The sequence below is a fragment of the Pseudonocardia sp. Cha107L01 genome, assembly GCF_052566575.1.
In genome coordinates this window covers 1,816,607-1,833,496 of record NZ_CP199579.1, presented here as the reverse complement: position 1 = coordinate 1,833,496, position 16,890 = coordinate 1,816,607, and the positions used below count along the sequence as shown (strand labels likewise).

Below are 16,890 nucleotides of genomic sequence, written 5' to 3'. Positions count from 1 at the left end.
GGTGCACCTGGGGGCCGCCCGGGGGTCGGTTGAGGGCCTGCGGGTAACCGCCGCCCCGGAGTTGCCCGCTGGGGCTCTGTGCGGGCGGCGTCAACCCTCCGGCGACCCGTGCCAGCCGCCGCTGCCGGCCACGATCGGCCCAGCGGTGGACGGGGCCCGAGCCGCGCGCCCGAGAAGATCTACGGCAGCGCCCTCGCCTCGGCGCCCCGGTGATCACCAGCCGGCGCGGCGCCGCGCGGGAGTTTCAACCGGTTGAGCGGCCAAGAACAACCGATTGGCCGAGCCAGTGTCGCGGTGGGCGCAGCGGAAAGTGCGCCGGACGTCACACCCGGTCGAGTGGCGGGAGACCGCCTCGGGACCCCGGCTCGCGCTGGTCGGCGGTCTCCCGCACGGGCCCGCTCTAGTTCGGTGCCCTCGGTGCCGCGGGCGAGTCGGGTAGGTCGGGCGAACCCGCGTCCGGCGGGCTCGCGGCGGGTACCAGCGAGCAGCTGGGCGCCTTCTTGACCGCGTCGTTGAGCGCCTGGTTGGTCCCGATGGTCTCGAGGTCCTTGTCATTGCTGGCGGCCACCAGCGACTTGAAGATGTCGGGCAGCCGGGTGCCCAGTGCGACCGGGTCGTTCGGGTCGATGTCGTCGATCTGGGCCTTGGCGTTGTGGTAGGCGGTCTGTAGCCGTTCCAGTGCGCCGTGCAGCTTGGTGGCCACGTCGTCGCCACCGGGGATCGGTGACGGCCCGGCCTGCGACAGCCCCTCCACCGACTGCCCGGCGGCCTGTTCGGCACTGGCGAAGTAGGTACTCAACGCGTACTTGCTGACCGCCGGGTTGTTCGGGTCCAGTTTCGGGCTCGCCATCTTGACCGCGCTCAGTGGCTGCAGCGACGCGCACATCCGGCCGGCCCAGGCCACCGGGTCGTCGGCGGCGGGCAGCTTGTCGCCACCGGACCCGCCACAACCGGCCACCAGGGACAGCACGCACACCGCGAGCGCCGGAACGACCGCGACGGAACCGATCCGGGACGCACTCACCCGACGGACCACTGGACCTCCTCTCACCACCGATCGCGGCCCGGCGCCGGGGCCCGCCCCGTCGCGCCGACACCGCCGCAAACCGGCGGCGAACGTACCGCGCCGCCTGGTCCCAACTGGGAACCAGGCGGCGCGGAACAGCATTGACCAGCCCGAACGTCAGGCTGAGGTCATCCGACGGTCTCTTCTGCCGGGGTGTCGGCGATCGAGGTGGACCGCCGCTTCGACACGACCACGGCAACCACGATGATCACGATTGCGATCAGCGCGATGACCAGCCGCAGCGGCGTCGACTCGGTGGCACCGACCGACAGCGCGACCACGGCCGGCGCGATCAGCACCGAGACCAGGTTCATCACCTTGATCAGCGGGTTGATCGCCGGACCGGCGGTGTCCTTGAACGGGTCACCGACGGTGTCACCGATGATCGTGGCCTCGTGCGCGGCGGAACCCTTACCGCCGTGCACGCCGTCCTCGATCAGCTTCTTGCCGTTGTCCCAGGCGCCACCGGAGTTGGCCAGGAAGACGGCCATCAGGGTGCCGCAGGCGATCGCGCCGGCCAGGTAGCCGGCCAGCGGGCCGACGCCGAGACCGAAGCCGACCGCGATCGGGGCGAAGATCGCCAGCAGACCCGGGGTCGCCAGCTCACGCAGCGAGTCCCTGGTGCAGATGTCCACGACCCTGCCGTACTCCGGCCGGACGGTGCCCTCCATGATCCCGGGGTTGTCCCGGAACTGCCGGCGGACCTCGAACACGATCGCGCCGGCGGCGCGGGTCACCGCGTTGATCGCCAGCCCGGAGAACATGAACACGACCGCGGCACCGATGATCACACCGACCAGGACGTTCGGGCTGAACACCTGGTAGAGGAACGAGCGGGGCAGCGTCGCCGCCGCCTGCCCGGCCGAGGCCAGCGTGCTCGTGATGGCGTCCCGGTAGGAGCCGAACAGCGCGGTCGCGGCCAGCACGGCCGTGGCGATCGCGATGCCCTTGGTGATGGCCTTGGTGGTGTTGCCCACCGCGTCCAGCTCGGTGAGGATCTCCACCCCGGCGCCGGTCACGTCGCCGGACATCTCCGCGATGCCCTGCGCGTTGTCGCTGACCGGACCGAAGGTGTCCATCGCCACGATGACGCCGACCGTGGTGAGCAGGCCGGTACCGGCCAGCGCCACCGCGAAGAGTGCGACGGTCACCGACGCGCCGCCCAGCAGGAACGCCCCGAACACGGCCGCCGCGATCACCAGTGCCGTGTACACGGCGGACTCGAAGCCGATCGAGATGCCGGACAGGATGACCGTGGCGGCACCGGTACGCGCCGAGTCGCCGACGTCCTTGACCGGCTTGTGCTCGGTGCCGGTGTAGTAGCCGGTGAGCCACAGGATGACACCGGCCAGCACGATGCCGATGATCACCGCGACGGAGGCGATCACCTGCGGGTTCGCGCCGGCGGCGTCGGTGACCACGGTGGTGTCGGTCGGGCCGTTGAGCTTGTCGAAGCTGTTCGGCAGGTAGACGAACGCGGCGATGACACAGAGCACGGCGGAGAAGAGCGCCGAGATGTAGAAGCTCCGGTTGATCGCCTTGAGGCCGCCCTCGCCGGCCTTCGCCCGGGTGATGTAGACGCCGAGCACCGCGGTGATCACGCCGATGGCCGGCACGATCAGCGGGAACAGCAGCCCCTGCAGGCCGAACGCCGCCGAGCCCAGGATCAGCGCGGCGACCAGCATGACGGCGTAGGACTCGAACAGGTCGGCGGCCATACCGGCGCAGTCGCCCACGTTGTCACCGACGTTGTCGGCGATCGTGGCCGCGTTGCGCGGGTCGTCCTCCGGGATACCCTGCTCGACCTTGCCGACCAGGTCGGCGCCCACGTCGGCGGCCTTGGTGAAGATGCCGCCGCCGACCCTCATGAACATGGCCAGCAGTGCGGCACCGAAACCGAAACCTTCCAGCACCTTGGGTGCCTGGCCGGCGTAGACCATGACGACCAGCGCGGCGCCGAACAGGCCGAGGCCGACGGTGAACATGCCGACCGCGCCGCCGGTGCGGAACGCGACCCGCATGGCCTTCTCCCGGCCTCCGTCCTCGCGCGCCGCGGCCGCGACCCGGATGTTCGCCCGGGTGGCCAGCCACATGCCCAGGTAGCCGATGGTGGCCGAGAAGGCCGCCCCGACCACGAAGAAGATGGACCGTCCGATCCGCTCCGAGGTGTTGTCGGCGGGAAGCACGAACAACAACACGAACACAATCACGACGAATACGCCGAGTGTGCGGAACTGACGGTTGAGATAAGCCGAAGCGCCTTCCTGCACCGCGCGGCCGATCTCCTGCATGCGCTCGGTACCCTGGCCCGCGGCCAGAACCTCTTTGCGCAGCACGAAACCGATCACCAGTGCAATCAGGGCGACCACGGCGACCACACCGACAACGGTGCGGTCACTCGAGGAGAGCTCGAGGCCCTCCGCGAGGATGAGCCGGGACATCCGTCCTCCTGGTTGAATCGCATTCGTCAACGGGGGGACGGCGAGATCAGTACTGACCTTGGACCGATCCTCACGTTGTTCATGACGGTGCCGCTAGGCAGCGACTCCCGATGTTGCCGCAGTGTATGGGGGTGGCTCCGACCCTCTGAGCAGGGGTGTAGGCATGGCCGGCAAAACGTGGTCAGCGTCATTCTCGATCCACCCACAATTCACCCGAGACGGTGTCAATCCTGTGGGTTTCGCCGACCTTGCCAAGTCCCGGTAACGCCCGCTGGACCTGCGCTGAATCGAGTCCGGTCAAACCACTGAACCGAGTCGGATCTGGGCTCTTCGGGCGGGGCGCGGCCGCGCGGCTGGGCGTACCGGTTCGACGGCGGTCTCCTGGGGTTGTCGGTCCCGCGGGTCACAATGGGGTCGATGTCCGCCCTCCCCAGTCCCTCGCGCAGCGCGCCGCCAGCTCCCCCGGCGCCGCTGGACGCTCGCCCCACCACGGCCGGCGGGTGCCCTGAGCGTCCGGTACCCGGTGGCCTGCTGGCCCGGGTCCTGGCCGGGGTGGCGCCCGGGGAGTCGCCACTGACCCATGTCGCCGAGCTGCCCGCCCGCCCGGCCGTGGAGGGCGACTGGCCGGGCTGGGCACACCCGAGAGCGGTCGCGGCACTGGCCGATTCGGGTGTGCGCCGGCCGTGGTCGCACCAGGTGGCGGCCGCCTCGCTCGCCTACGGCGGGCGGCACGTGGTGCTGTCCACCGGCACCGCCTCGGGCAAGTCCCTCGCGTACCAGTTGCCGGTGCTGTCAACGCTGCTGGCCGAGCCGAAGGCGACGGCCCTGTACCTCTCCCCGACCAAGGCCCTCGGCGCCGATCAGCTCGGCTCGGTGCTGGCCCACGGGTTCGACGAGGTTCGGGCGGCATCCTTCGACGGCGACACCGCGATGGACGAGCGCGACTGGGTGCGGGCGCACTCCCGGTGGGTGTTCAGCAACCCGGACATGCTGCACCGCACGATCCTGCCCAGGCACCCGAAGTGGGCCAGCTTCCTGCGCCGGCTGCGCTACGTGGTGATCGACGAGTGTCACGCCTACCGGGGCGTGTTCGGCTCGCACGTGGCGCTGTTGCTGCGCCGACTGCGCCGGCTGTGCGCGCTCTACGGGGCCGCCCCGACGTTCGTGCTGGCCTCGGCCACTGTGGCCCGGCCGGCCGAGTCCGCGGGGCGGCTGACCGGGCTGGAGGTCACCGCGGTCACCGACGACGGCTCGCCGCGCGGGCCACGCACGGTGGCACTGTGGGAGCCGCCGCTGCTGGCGGAGCTGACCGGGGAGAACGGCGCACCGGTTCGGCGCTCCGCCGGCACCGAGGCCGGCCGGATGCTGGCTGACCTGGTGGTTGAGGGGGCGCGCACGCTGGCGTTCGTGCGCTCCCGGCGGGGGGCGGAGGTCACCGCGCTGCGGGCCGCCCGCGATCTGGCCGAGGTGGATCCGTCGCTGGTCTCCCGGGTGTCGGCGTACCGGGCCGGGTTCCTACCGGAGGAGCGGCGTGCCCTGGAGGCCGCGCTGGGTTCCGGCGAGCTGCTCGGGGTGGCGTCGACGAACGCACTCGAGCTGGGTATCGACATCGTCGGCCTGGACGCGGTGCTGATCGCCGGCTTCCCTGGCACCCGCGCCTCGTTCTGGCAGCAGGCCGGGCGGGCCGGCCGCGCCGGCCGGGAGGCGCTCGTCGTGCTGGTGGCGAGGGACGATCCGCTGGACACCTACCTGGTGCACCATCCGGACGCGCTGCTCGGGCGGCCGGTGGAGAGCTGCGTGCTGGACCCGACGAATCCGTACGTGCTCGCGCCGCAGCTGGCCTGCGCGGCGGCGGAGTCACCGGTGACCGAGGCCGAGGTGACCTCGGTGTTCGGCGGCGAACGGGCCCGCGTGGTGCTGGATGCGTTGGCGGCCGACGGGGTGCTCCGTCGCCGCCCCTCGGGCTGGTTCTGGCCGCTGCCGTCCGAACGCCCGGCCGCCGGCGTGGACATCCGCGGCTCGGGCGCCGGCCAGGTCGTGGTGGTGGAGGCGGACACCGGCCGGATGCTGGGTACGTCGGACTTGGCGGTTGCGACGTCGACGTTGCATCCGGGCGCGGTGTACCTGCACCGCGGCGTGAGCTTCGTGGTCGACGAACTGAACCTGGACGACGGGCTCGCGCTGGTACACGCCGAGGAGCCCGCCTGGAACACCTCGGCCCGCACCGTGGTGGACGTCGCCGTCGTCGCGCCCGAGGGCTCCGGGGGCATGGTCGCGCCCGATCTGGACGGGTCCCGGCCAGGAGGCGCTGAACTGGACCGCGCTGAACTGGCCGGCACCGGGGTCACCGTGCGGCTCGGCGATGTCACGGTGACCTCGCAGGTGGTGTCGTACCTGCGGCGGCGCCCCAGCGGCGAGGTGATCGAGACGGTGCCCTTGGACATGCCCGCGCAGACGCTGCACACCCGCGCGGTGTGGTACACGATCGAAGAGTCCCTGCTGTTCGACGCCGGGTTGGACGCATCCCGGGTACCTGGCTCGCTGCACGCCGCCGAGCACGCGGCGATCGGGTTGCTGCCGCTGTTCGCGGTGTGCGACCGGTGGGACATCGGCGGCATGTCCACCGCGCTGCACCCGGACACCGGCGTACCCACCGTGTTCGTGCACGACGGGCATCCGGGCGGTGCCGGGTTCGCCGAACGGGGCTACCAGGAGCTGGTCCCCTGGCTCACCGCGACCCGGCACGCCATCGCCGATTGCGAATGCCCCGCCGGATGCCCGTCCTGTGTGCAGTCACCGAAGTGCGGCAACGGCAACAACCCGCTGGACAAGGCCGGTGCCGTGATCGTGCTCGACATCGTGCTGGGTGCGCTCGGCCAGCACGACCGCTGAGCCCGAGCCCGAGGGACGCGGCTGAGGTAAACGGCTGAGGTAAAACAGGAGCCCAGAAGACCTGCGCTCCGGACCGCGCCCCCGGGCCGGCGCCGACACCAGTCAGGAGCGGACCCCGGTGCCCACCGACCCGATCCCGGTGTCCGCCGGGGCGAGCGTGATGCGCTGCCCGAGCACGTCGAGCAGCGCAACCTGCAGGTCGCACGGATTGGGTAACTGCCAACCACAGGCCGGCGGCGGAACCCGCCAGTGCACTACTCCCTGTGGCCCCTCCGACGGCGGCGCGGCCACCCAGGATCCACGGCCGTGCAGTACGACATCCGCCCGCGAGGCGAGCTCCGGGCGCAACGCCTCACCGGCCCGGACCGCGAACCACCAGCGCCCGGTCGGAGTGGCCGCGACGGGAACCACCAGTCCGAGCTCCCGCAGCACAGCGCACATCCGGCGACCGACCAGCGCGGAGACCTCGATGGCATCCACGACGGCGCCGGTAGCCAGCAGCACCGAATAGGGCCGCTCCGCCCACCGGATGTCCACCTCGGCCGGGTCATGGGTGGCCCGAACCAGACCGTCACTCTCGATCGGTGCCAGCCCTGCCACCGCGGCGCCCTCCGCGCCGATCCAACGCTCCGCCTGCCAGTAGCTGCCGGGAAGTACCGGCCAACTGTGATCCGCCAGCTCGAATGCGCTGGCCTTCAGCTCGGCGCGGTACACCGCCCGGTAGCTGTCCCACCACGACATTGCCGCGTCCTCCGTCGTATCAGTGCGTTGCTCGCCACAAACGAGCGGCGCAGGCACAAGTCAATGGGCGAGTGGGTACACATGCCAGCTCATGTCGCCGATTGGTGCGGTGTCTACGACGAGCGCGGCCCTCGAGATGGTTCAGCGGGTGAACGCGCCACCAAAGGGCGGTGTCCACCGAATGCTCACAGTCACGCCCGCTCGGCGAAATGAGTCGACCACTTAGCGTCTTTCGATGACTGTCCCCCGTGGCGGAAACGGCCCGTTCACTGATCACCGGTAACCGGCCCGGCACGGGCCCGCCCGTGCGCAACGCCCCAGGAGCCCAGTGCGAGCGACGGCCTTACCTCGATCTCGACCGCTGCCTCCCAGCCAGCTAGTCGGCAACTGACCAAGCGAGCGGACATCCCGTGCGCGACTCGAGCGCCGTGCGCACACGCGGCGGCCTCACCGTCGCCGGCGTGGCTGGCGGCGGCCAGCGCGGCCAGGTCGGCCGCCGCCTCGGCCCGATGCCGGCTGCTTGCCGCCGCCCCCAGGTTGATCCCGACGACCATGACCGCGAGCACAACGGACATCGCACCGGCAGCCCACAGCGTCGCAACGCCCCGGTCCTGGCCGCGGTCCGACTCGACGCCCCGCGGCCGCGCCATCCCGTCGATCAGGCCCGGATCCGACTCGGCCGCGGAGCCACCGACGGCGCTCCGACCCGCACGCCTGCTCACGGTGGCCCCGCGCCGACCGGCTCGCCGCCGGACGGGCCACCGAGCAGCGCCCCCGGCTCGAGTACACCCACCGCGCGGCCCGACACGGTGAGTCCGGGCAACCGCCCGACGCCCCTGCCCGACACCTCAACCGTCACCTCGTCCCCGACGACACGAATGTCCACCCGCGCACTCCCGGGCGCGATGACAGCGGCGGCCTGGCGAGCCCGGTCCGGCTCGCCGCGGGCGACCAGCCGCGCGGCCTCCCGCGCGGCGTCCAGACAGCGGAGCTGAGCACCGGCCGCCGCCACCGCACCGACCGCCAGTGCCAGCACCAGGACCAACGAGCACAGCGCCAGCGCGGCCTCGACGGTCACCGCGCCCCGGTCGTCGTCCCGCCGCCGGGCCCAGCCGAGGAGGCGTTCTAGAAGTTGACCGACAGCGCCCGCTGCACGATGGCGGTGAGTGCACTGACCACCCCGTCCCCTCGAACGACGGCGTACAACACCGCGGCGAATGCGGCGGCGGCGATCGTGCCGATCGCGTACTCGGCGGTGCTCATTCCCGCCTCGCCGGCCAACGCCGACCGCAACCGCCCCGTGAGCCAGGTCCGCAATCCGATCATGATCTTCTCCTTGGTTTCGTTCGGACCCCGCCGCCGACGGCGGCGCGGCTGGTCTCGGACGAGTCGACCCGGCGGTTGTCGCGGCGTTCACCACGCCACCGCGAGGCCGCTGGCCAGGCCGATCACGACCGGGACCACACCCAGGGCGAGGAAGGCCGGCAGGAAACACAGCCCGAGCGGACCGGTGATCAGCACGCCCGCGCGCTGACCTCGAGCCGCCACCAGGTCGAGCGCCGTGGCGCGCACCTCGACGGCCGCCGCCTCGGCCACGGCGGCCAGACTTGCGCCGCTGTGCGCGGACCGGCGAGCAGCCCGGGCGAGCTTGTGCAGCGGCGAGGACTCGGGGACCTCCCAGGCCGCGTGCGGGTCCGCGCCCAGCGCCAGCCGGTCCGCGATGACGTTCAGCTCGGCGGCGGCCGGGCTCGGCATGTGCTGGGCGACCGCGCGTACGGCGAGTGAGACCGGCAGCCCCGAACGCAGGCAGGCGGCCAGCAGATCCCACCCACCGGCCAGGCGCAGCGGGTCCGCCGCCGGGGCGGCCTCACGGGCCAGCAGTCGCCGACAGCCGAGGGCCACGGCGACGCCGAGCACCGCGCCGAACAGGCCGCCACCCACTCCACCGACGGAGGTCGCGGTGAGCAATGCGGCCGCCGCTCCGGCCCCGGCGGGCAACGTCCAGCGCCCGGCCCGCCGCCGCGCGCCGGCCTCGGGCTCGACCGACTGGCGGAGCCGGAACAACCGGGCCCGGCCCGGTGACCACGATGGCGCCACCAGCAGGGCGCCGGCCAACAACAGCAGCGGGATCATCGCGGTACCGCGTTGGCCGTGATCCGACCGCTCCAGAGCATTCCGGCGCCCGCCAGACCGGTACCCGCGACCAGGAGGAGCTGACCGACCGGCGTGGCAGTCAGGATGTGCCACGGGTCTGCCCCGATGCCCTGGCCGAGCAGTACTCCCAGGACCGGCAGACCGGCCAGCACCGCCGAGGACGCGCGCGGCCCGGCGAGCTGCGCCTTGATCTGCCCGGCGAGTCGCCGTCGGCGGCGATCGGGGCGAGCACCGCGTGCAGCCGAACTCCGCTGCCGGGCAGCAGGGCGTCGACGTAGGGGCTGGCATCGTCGAGCCGTCGGCCCGCGCCCAACGCCAGCCGCTGCGCGAGCCGGCGCACCGATGCCTCGTCGGCGAAGCGCACGTCGGTCCGGACCAGGCCGTCCCCTCGGTCCACCCAGACCGCGTCCGGCGAGGTGACCAGCACATCGGTGGTCCTGGTGTCCCGGAGCAGCGGTTCGAGCGGCCCGGCGCCGGTGAACTCCTGCTGGAGCAGCCGCAGAGCGGACAGCACCTCGACGTCGGAGACGACGCCACCGGCTTCGGCCCGCACCGCGGCCGCGACCACCGCGGAGCTGATCTCGGCACCGGCGCTGGCCAGCCGGTCGCGGACCCGGTCGACGAGCGTTGCCGCCGTCACGCGGACACCTCGCCGAGCGGTGCCGAACCGGCCTGGCTGTGCAGTTCGTCGAGCACCGCCCTGGCCGCGTTCGCCAGCGGACCCTTGCGGGTGCCCGGCGGGGTGCCCTGGTCCAGCGAGCGACCCAGCCCCTGCTGCGGCCGCATCGCGTGCAGCAGCGGCAGGCCGAGCGCGGCGGCGACGTCCCGCGGCGAGAGACCGCCCGGCGAGGGGCCGCGCACCACCAGTTGGACCGACGAGCCCCGCTGCCGCAACAGCCCCGCGACCCGGGCGGCGGCAGCCGTGGAACGCACCTCGGCGGGCACCAGCAGGACCGTCAGGTCCGCCCGGTCCAACGCGGCCAGCGCCGCCTCGGTCGGGTACCGGGGCACATCGCACACCACGGTCTCACCGGCGCGCCGGCCGGCGTCGAGCACCGAGGCGACCGCGCCGGGTCGGGGGCCGGAGCCACCGCGGTCACAGGACAGCACGGTCAGCTCGCCCGGGCCGCCACCGAGCGCCGGCCTGGGCAGCGCCGCGCGCAGCGAGGCCGACGGCACCCGCCCCTCGGACAGCGTGAGATCCGGCCAGCGCAGGCCCTGCACGTCCTCGGCGCCGAGCAGCAGGTCCAGCCCGCCACCGAGCGGGTCGCAGTCCACCAGCATCACCCGCTCGCCGTCGGTCATACCGGCGATGGCGACCGCGGTGGCCAGAACCGAGGCACCCGCGCCACCCCGACCTCCGACCACGGCGACCACCCGACCCCGGTGCCGGACCCCCTCCGCCGCATCGGCCAACGCGGAGACGAGCCAGCCCTCGGCGTCGGGCAACGCAATCACGTGCTCGGCGCCGACCACGACCGCGTGCTGCCACAGCTCGCCCGGCGGTTCCCCCCGACTGACCACCACGATCCGTTGCCGTCGCGCCAGACCGGCGTGGGCACAGGCTCGCGCGGCGGCTTCGTCCAGCACGACGAGCGGCGCCGAAGACCAACGCAGCCGCGCGGCCGCCGCGTCGGGGACACGCTCCAGCTCGCAGCCGGCGGCGGCCGCCAGCCGCAGCACGTCATCCAGCAGCTCGCCATCGGCGATCAGCACCAGTGCTCGCTGTTGATCCATGCCCAGACCTCCCGGTTCGGCTAGGGCGCCGCCGCTGCCGGCCGGCGCCCAAGGTGTTGTTTCCACCCTGGGCCGGGCGGGAGAGCAGCGATAGCGGCCTTGATCGAATTGTGGATAACCGGTGGTGCTGTGGATAAGTGAGGCCCTGAGCGGCTGCTCCACGCGGAGTTGTCGGGGCCGCACGAGATGCTGAAATTGGGGGTTCCCCACCCGCGGGGGCGCGCGCCCCGACCGGGCGGACCCCTCGGCGCCCGCGGTCGGCGCCGGGCCTGCCCGGTGGCGTGGCGTTCGTCACACCGAGGACGCCACTTGGTAAACATCGAATGACTGTCACATGTCCGGGCGCGAAAATTTGGAGCACCGGCGTCACAAATCGTGCCGGTTCACGCGGCACCCGCGGCATGCTGTGGGAGAGCTGTGCGAAAGCGATCTCCGCACCTTCGGATCCGCCCGTCCGACAAGGGCCGGAAACGAGGACGACCCCCGCCAGGGGGGTAGGCGGGGGTCGTCTTACGGTTCAGCTCCGGGGGGTCGAGCTGAACCTATCCGGCCGAAGCCAGACCTACGTACTGTAGCGCCATCTTGGCCAACTCGCCCGAATTCTTGTGGGCAGATACAGATCCGTATCCAACGGGCGCGTTGACCGGCCCGCTCGGCGCGGCTCTATGCTCGATCAGGTGCACGGTCGCACCCCACCACTGAGCCCGGACAGCACCCGACAGGCGCCCTCCCCAGCCGCCGACAACACGCCGAGCGACGCCAGCCCCGTTGGCGCCGCCGCTCTCGTGAGCCTGCCGAGCAGCACTCGAACGAGTACGCCGACTAGCACGTCAGGCGGTACCCAAACCACCGGCACCACCCCCGCGACGGCGGGCATCCCCGGCGACCTCGGCCACGCTTCCGTCGCCGCGTTCTTCGATCTGGACAAAACGATCATCGCCGGCTCCAGCACACTGGCCTTCAGTGGTCCGCTGCGTGACCGCGGCCTGATCGGGCGGCGGGCCCTGGTGCGCAGCGGGTACGCACAGCTGCTGCTCATGGTCGCCGGCGCGGACGCGGACTTCATGGAGCGCATGCGCGAGCGGATCAGTGCGCTGTGCGCCGGCTGGGAGGTGGCCGAGGTCCGCGCGGTGATCGAGCAGGCGCTCGGCGACATCCTGCAACCGATGATCTACGCGGAGGCCGCCGCCCTGATCGACGACCACCACCGTCAAGGTCATCACGTGGTGGTGGTGTCCGCCTCCGGCGAGGAGATGGTGCAGCCTATCGCCGCAGCTCTGGGCGCTGAGCACAGTGCGTCGACCCGGATGGCGGTGGCCGACGGGCGGTACACCGGGGAGATCGACTTCTACTGCTACGGCGAGGGCAAGTCGGTCGCCGCCCGGGCGTTGGCGCAGGCCCAGGGCTACCGGTTGGAGGACTGCTACGCCTACTCCGACTCGATTACCGACCTGCCGCTGCTAAGGCTCGTCGGGCATCCGCACGCGGTCAACCCGGACCGCGCGCTGCGCCGGGCCGCGCGGGCCAACGGCTGGCCGGTGCTCGATTTCGTCGCGCCGATTCCGCTGCACATCCGGCTGGGCTCGAGAGCCCGCTCGCTGCTGCCGGCCCGGACCGTCCCGCTGGCCATCGCGGTGGGCGGGGTAGCCGTGGTCGCCATGCTCGGCGCCCGGTGGCTCGGCCGGCAAAACCCCGGCTGACCAGCTCACCAACCCCTGACAACGACTCCGCCACAAGACTCTGAACGGATGACTACTCATCGGTCGGGGCAACCCGTTCAGGTACCGAGCGTGTCTGTAACGGTGCACCTGCGCTGACCTCTTGATGTGACCGCAGCCACCCAGTAGGAATGGTGTCACGGACCTCCGGTCGGCCAGGGGCGAGGCGGCAGAGAAGCCTCGTCCACCCCAGCCAGAGCTCCGGGTATGAATACCGGGCACTCCACGCACAGCACGCCGCGGGAGGCATGTCGTCGTGGGCCTGCGTACTGGGACGCCGGACGCCGAGGCCAAGAGCACGACACGTAGTGCACGCCTGGAACCCGGATATTCATACGCGTCGGGCGGTGCCCCCTCGGGAGCGCCGCCCGACTCATGTCCAGGGTCGGCCAACGGCGTCCACCCGCTCCGGGGCGGCCGACGACGTCCGCCCGCTGTTCCGGGGTCGGCCAACGACGTCCGCCCACCGGGTCAGCCCACGCGGCCCGAGCGCTGGTTCAGTCCACGCGGCCCGGGCACTGGCTCAGGACGCTGCCTCGGCGATCGACTCCGCCTCCCGGCCACCGAGCTCCCATGCCGCGCAGCAGTGCAGCAGCCACCGAGCCAGCCCGTCCCTGGTGCCGGCGGCAAAACCGGCGGCCGCCTCCTGGTACTCCTTGCCGCGGCGCAGGTGCCCGACCTCCGGCACCGCCAACCCCTTGGGGTCCAGGCCGGTGCTCAGTCCGGTCAGCCGGGCCGCCGCCCTGGCCACCACGCCGTTGGCCAGCTCGAACGGTGAGACCGCGAGCAGCTCGCCGTGCACCACCGCGACGAGGACCGGCGCCGGCACCGAGCTCGTACCGACCAGCCGCCCGAGCAGCTCCAGCCGCTCGGTGACGCCGCCCATCGTCCTCGGCCGGCCCAACACCGCGTCCCGGTCGGCGACCGGCACCAGGTCGGTCGCGGCCAGTACGTGCAGCCTGGCCAGCGCCTGCAGCGGCGCGCTCCGCCAGACGGGCAGCAGCCGGCCGAGTTCCTCGGCGACCCGCAGCGCGCCGGCCAACACCGGATCGGACACCACACCGTCGGCGGGCAGCCCCGCCTCCCCGCCGTCCAGCGCCGCCGAGGCGCGGGCCGCGCGGACGCTGGCCTCGGCCGCCGTGGCGGGCCAGCCGCGTCGGTTGACCGGGTGCGCGTGCGCCTTGGCCACCGCTTCCCTGGCGCGGGCCACCGCCTCGGCCACACCGGGTAGCTCGACCAGCGGAGCCAGTGGGTCAGCGGTACCGCTCGCGGGGCTCACGGCCGCGATCCTGCCAGGCGTGCGCCAACCCGACCGGGCAGCACCCCGCCCAACCCGACCGCGCGGCACCCGCCCACCCGGCCGGGCAGGACCGTCCCCGACCATCCGACGGCCGAGGTGTCCCAACTCCGCCGTTCGGGGCCGGTCCGGTCGGCCGCCGGGTACTCGCTCCGCTACGGTCGGCTACAGGTTTTCCACCCGTGAGCCGCGGCTATCCCTGTCGGAGGAGACGCGCCGGGTCAGCGAGAACTCGGCCATGAGACAGCACACGCACCAACACCAGGAGGAACGGGTGACCGGCTCCAGCGAGACCCTGAGCAACCTGTCCACCGAGACCCGCAGCTTCGCGCCGAGCGAGGAATTCGCGGGACAGGCGAACGCGACCGAGGAGATGTACGCCCACGCTGATGCCGACCGCGAGGCGTTCTGGGCTGAGCAGGCCGATGCTCTGCACTGGGAGCAGCGCTGGGACCAGGTGCTGGACTGGAGCGGCGCGCCGTTCGCCAAGTGGTTCGTCGGCGGCAAGCTGAACGTGGCCTACAACTGCGTCGACCGGCACGTGGCCGACGGGCACGGCGAGCAGGTGGCCTTCCACTGGGAGGGCGAGCCGGGCGACAGCCGCACCATCACCTACGCCGACCTGCAGCGCGAGGTGTGCAAGGCGGCCAACGCGCTCGCCTCGCTCGGCGTGACCAAGGGCGACCGGATCGCGATCCAGCTGCCGATGATCCCGGAGGCCGCCATCTCGATGCTGGCCTGCGCCCGGCTCGGCGCGCTGCACAGCGTGGTGTTCGGCGGTTTCTCCCCGGGCGCACTGCGCTCCCGGGTGCAGGACGCCGAGGCCAAGCTGGTGATCACCTCGGACGGGCAGTTCCGCCGCGGCAAGCCGGCGCCGATGAAGGAGAACATCGACGAGGCGCTCACCGACACGCCCAGCGTCGAACACGTCATCGTGGTCCGGCGCACCGAGACCGACGTGTCGATGACCGAGGGCCGCGACCTGTGGTGGCACGACGTCGTCGAGGGCCAGTCCGACGAGCACACGCCGGAGGCGTTCGACTCTGAGCACCCGCTGTTCATCCTCTACACCTCGGGTACCACCGGGAAGCCCAAGGGCGTGGTGCACACCTCCGGCGGCTACCTGACCCAGGCCGCCTACACCCACCGCAACGTGTTCGACCTCAAACCGGACACGTCGGTCTACTGGTGCACCGCCGACATCGGCTGGGTCACCGGGCACTCCTACATCGTCTACGGACCGCTGGCGAACCGGGCCACCTCGGTGATGTACGAGGGCACCCCGAACACCCCGCACGAGGGCCGGCACTGGGAGATCATCCAGAAGTACGGCGTGTCGATCTACTACACCGCTCCGACGCTGATCCGCACGTTCATGAAGTGGGGCAAGGAGATCCCGGAGAAGTACGACCTGTCCTCGCTCAAGGTGCTGGGCAGCGTCGGCGAGCCGATCAACCCCGAGGCCTGGATGTGGTACCGGGAGAACATCGGCAAGGACCGCTGCCCGATCGTGGACACCTGGTGGCAGACCGAGACCGGCGCGATCATGATCTCGCCGCTGCCCGGGGTGACCGCCACGAAGCCCGGCTCGGCGATGCGCCCGCTGCCCGGCATCTCCGCGACGATCGTGAACGACGAGGGCACCCCGGTCGGCAACGGGCAGGGCGGCTTCCTGGTGCTGGACCAGCCGTGGCCCTCGATGCTGCGCGGCGTCTGGGGTGACGAGGAGCGCTTCCGGGAGACCTACTGGAAGCGGTTCGCCAAGCAGGGCTACTACTTCGCCGGCGACGGCGCCAAGTACGACGACGACGGCGCGATCTGGCTGCTCGGGCGCATCGACGACATCATGCTCGTGTCCGGGCACAACATCTCCACGACGGAGGTCGAATCGGCGCTGGTGTCACATCCGACCGTCGCCGAGGCCGCCGTGGTCGGCGCGTCCGACCCCACCACCGGGCAGGGCATCGTCGCGTTCGTGATCCTGCGCGGCAACGTGGCCAAGTCCGCAAGCGACTCGACTGAGGGCAAGGAAGCCATCAAGGCGCTGCGCGACCACGTCTCCAAGGAGATCGGCCCGATCGCCAAACCGCGCCAGATCATGGTCGTCGACGAGCTGCCCAAGACCCGGTCCGGGAAGATCATGCGCCGGCTGCTCAAGGACGTCGCGGAGAACCGGGAGATCGGCGACGTCACCACACTGGCCGACTCCAGCGTGATGGACCTGATCTCGACCGGGCTCGCCGAGGGCAAGGGCGAGGACTGACCGGCCCGACCGCCGACGGCGGGGCCGGGCGCGGCGGTATTGCCGTACCCGGCCCCCAGCCGTTCGTACTCGCCGAGGGCGAGCTGAGCTGGCGGTTCTCCCGCTCGTCGGGGCCCGGTGGGCAGGGTGTCAACACCACCGACTCGCGGGTCGAGCTGTCGGTGGACCTGGCGCGCTCGCCGTCGGTGCCCGAGCGGCTGCGGGAGCGGCTGTTGCGCCGTCTTGGCGGCCGACTGACCGACGGCGTGCTCACCGTGGTCGCCTCGGAGCACCGCTCGCAGCTGCGCAACCGAGAGGCCGCCCGGGAGCGGTTGGCGGCCATGCTCACCAGGGCGATCGCACCGGACCCGCCGGCGCGCCGGCCGACCCGCCCGTCGAAACGGGCCAAACAGCGCCGGATGGACGAGAAGACCCGCCGGGGCCGGGTCAAACGGCTGCGCGGGCGCCCGGACGACTGACCTCTGTATCTGAACAGGCCGAGCTCGGCTGTCCGGCGCGCGCCACGCCCGGACGCACACTCGGGCGCCGAATCGCTCGATCGTGTGCCGACCGGACTTCTTGCCGAACACGGGGCACTGCCC

At 72.0% G+C, this 16,890-nt stretch carries 13 protein-coding genes and 1 pseudogene; 4 read left to right on the top strand and 10 right to left on the bottom strand.

Annotated elements, in window-relative coordinates; translation table 11 throughout:
• Positions 1 to 400: 400 nt before the first annotated feature.
• Entirely contained in the window at positions 401 to 1,036 is a 636-nt protein-coding gene (locus ACTXG6_RS08700) for a hypothetical protein (RefSeq protein WP_445187242.1), read from the bottom strand.
• Positions 1,037 to 1,194: 158 nt separating this feature from the next.
• Complete coding sequence (locus ACTXG6_RS08695; protein ID WP_445187241.1) at positions 1,195 to 3,507, bottom strand: sodium-translocating pyrophosphatase; 2,313 nt, start codon at positions 3,505 to 3,507, stop codon at positions 1,195 to 1,197.
• A gap of 417 nt (positions 3,508 to 3,924) precedes the next feature.
• Here ACTXG6_RS08695 and ACTXG6_RS08690 point away from each other — a divergent pair, with 417 nt between their 5' ends.
• Positions 3,925 to 6,399: a DEAD/DEAH box helicase gene (locus ACTXG6_RS08690; RefSeq protein ID WP_445187240.1), complete on the top strand. Its 2,475-nt coding sequence runs from the start codon at positions 3,925 to 3,927 to the stop codon at positions 6,397 to 6,399.
• A 102-nt stretch (positions 6,400 to 6,501) separates the two neighbouring features.
• On the opposite strand, the gene ACTXG6_RS08685 is transcribed toward ACTXG6_RS08690, so the two are convergent.
• From ACTXG6_RS08685 to ssd, 7 genes and pseudogenes are all read right to left on the bottom strand, one after another.
• On the bottom strand, positions 6,502 to 7,140 hold the full coding sequence (locus tag ACTXG6_RS08685; RefSeq protein WP_445187239.1) for a bifunctional DNA primase/polymerase: 639 nt from the start codon (positions 7,138 to 7,140) through the stop codon (positions 6,502 to 6,504).
• 266 nt (positions 7,141 to 7,406) lie between these two features.
• Entirely contained in the window at positions 7,407 to 7,862 is a 456-nt protein-coding gene (locus ACTXG6_RS08680) for an Rv3654c family TadE-like protein (RefSeq protein WP_445187238.1), read from the bottom strand.
• On the bottom strand, positions 7,859 to 8,218 hold the full coding sequence (locus tag ACTXG6_RS08675; protein ID WP_445187237.1) for a TadE family type IV pilus minor pilin: 360 nt from the start codon (positions 8,216 to 8,218) through the stop codon (positions 7,859 to 7,861). Before ACTXG6_RS08675 ends, ACTXG6_RS08680 begins: the two co-directional genes overlap by 4 nt.
• A gap of 47 nt (positions 8,219 to 8,265) precedes the next feature.
• Positions 8,266 to 8,466, bottom strand: coding sequence for a DUF4244 domain-containing protein (locus tag ACTXG6_RS08670; protein WP_445187236.1), 201 nt, complete (start codon positions 8,464 to 8,466; stop codon positions 8,266 to 8,268).
• An 87-nt stretch (positions 8,467 to 8,553) separates the two neighbouring features.
• A complete protein-coding gene (locus ACTXG6_RS08665) occupies positions 8,554 to 9,273 on the bottom strand; it encodes a type II secretion system F family protein (RefSeq protein ID WP_445187235.1) in 720 nt (239 codons plus the stop codon).
• A 226-nt stretch (positions 9,274 to 9,499) separates the two neighbouring features.
• Positions 9,500 to 9,934: pseudogene (locus ACTXG6_RS08660) on the bottom strand (TadA family conjugal transfer-associated ATPase); the annotation flags it as partial.
• On the bottom strand, positions 9,931 to 11,031 hold the full coding sequence (ssd, locus tag ACTXG6_RS08655) for a septum site-determining protein Ssd (RefSeq protein WP_445187234.1): 1,101 nt from the start codon (positions 11,029 to 11,031) through the stop codon (positions 9,931 to 9,933). The pseudogene ACTXG6_RS08660 and the gene ssd, both read right to left, overlap by 4 nt.
• Before the next feature lie 875 nt (positions 11,032 to 11,906).
• Between ssd and ACTXG6_RS08650 the strand changes: the two genes are divergently transcribed.
• Positions 11,907 to 12,731, top strand: a complete 825-nt coding sequence (locus ACTXG6_RS08650) for an HAD family hydrolase (protein ID WP_445189956.1) — start codon at positions 11,907 to 11,909, stop codon at positions 12,729 to 12,731.
• A gap of 541 nt (positions 12,732 to 13,272) precedes the next feature.
• Here the strand turns inward: ACTXG6_RS08650 and ACTXG6_RS08645 are convergent.
• Positions 13,273 to 14,028: an oxidoreductase gene (locus ACTXG6_RS08645; protein ID WP_445187233.1), complete on the bottom strand. Its 756-nt coding sequence runs from the start codon at positions 14,026 to 14,028 to the stop codon at positions 13,273 to 13,275.
• A 256-nt stretch (positions 14,029 to 14,284) separates the two neighbouring features.
• On the opposite strand from ACTXG6_RS08645, the gene acs reads away from it, so the two are divergent.
• Both acs and arfB read left to right on the top strand, forming a co-directional pair.
• Positions 14,285 to 16,309 carry an acetate--CoA ligase gene (acs, locus tag ACTXG6_RS08640; protein WP_445187232.1) on the top strand — a complete coding sequence of 675 codons (2,025 nt, stop codon included), beginning with the start codon at positions 14,285 to 14,287 and terminating at the stop codon, positions 16,307 to 16,309.
• A 38-nt stretch (positions 16,310 to 16,347) separates the two neighbouring features.
• Entirely contained in the window at positions 16,348 to 16,767 is a 420-nt protein-coding gene (gene arfB, locus ACTXG6_RS08635) for an alternative ribosome rescue aminoacyl-tRNA hydrolase ArfB (RefSeq protein WP_445189955.1), read from the top strand.
• Positions 16,768 to 16,890 lie beyond the last annotated feature (123 nt).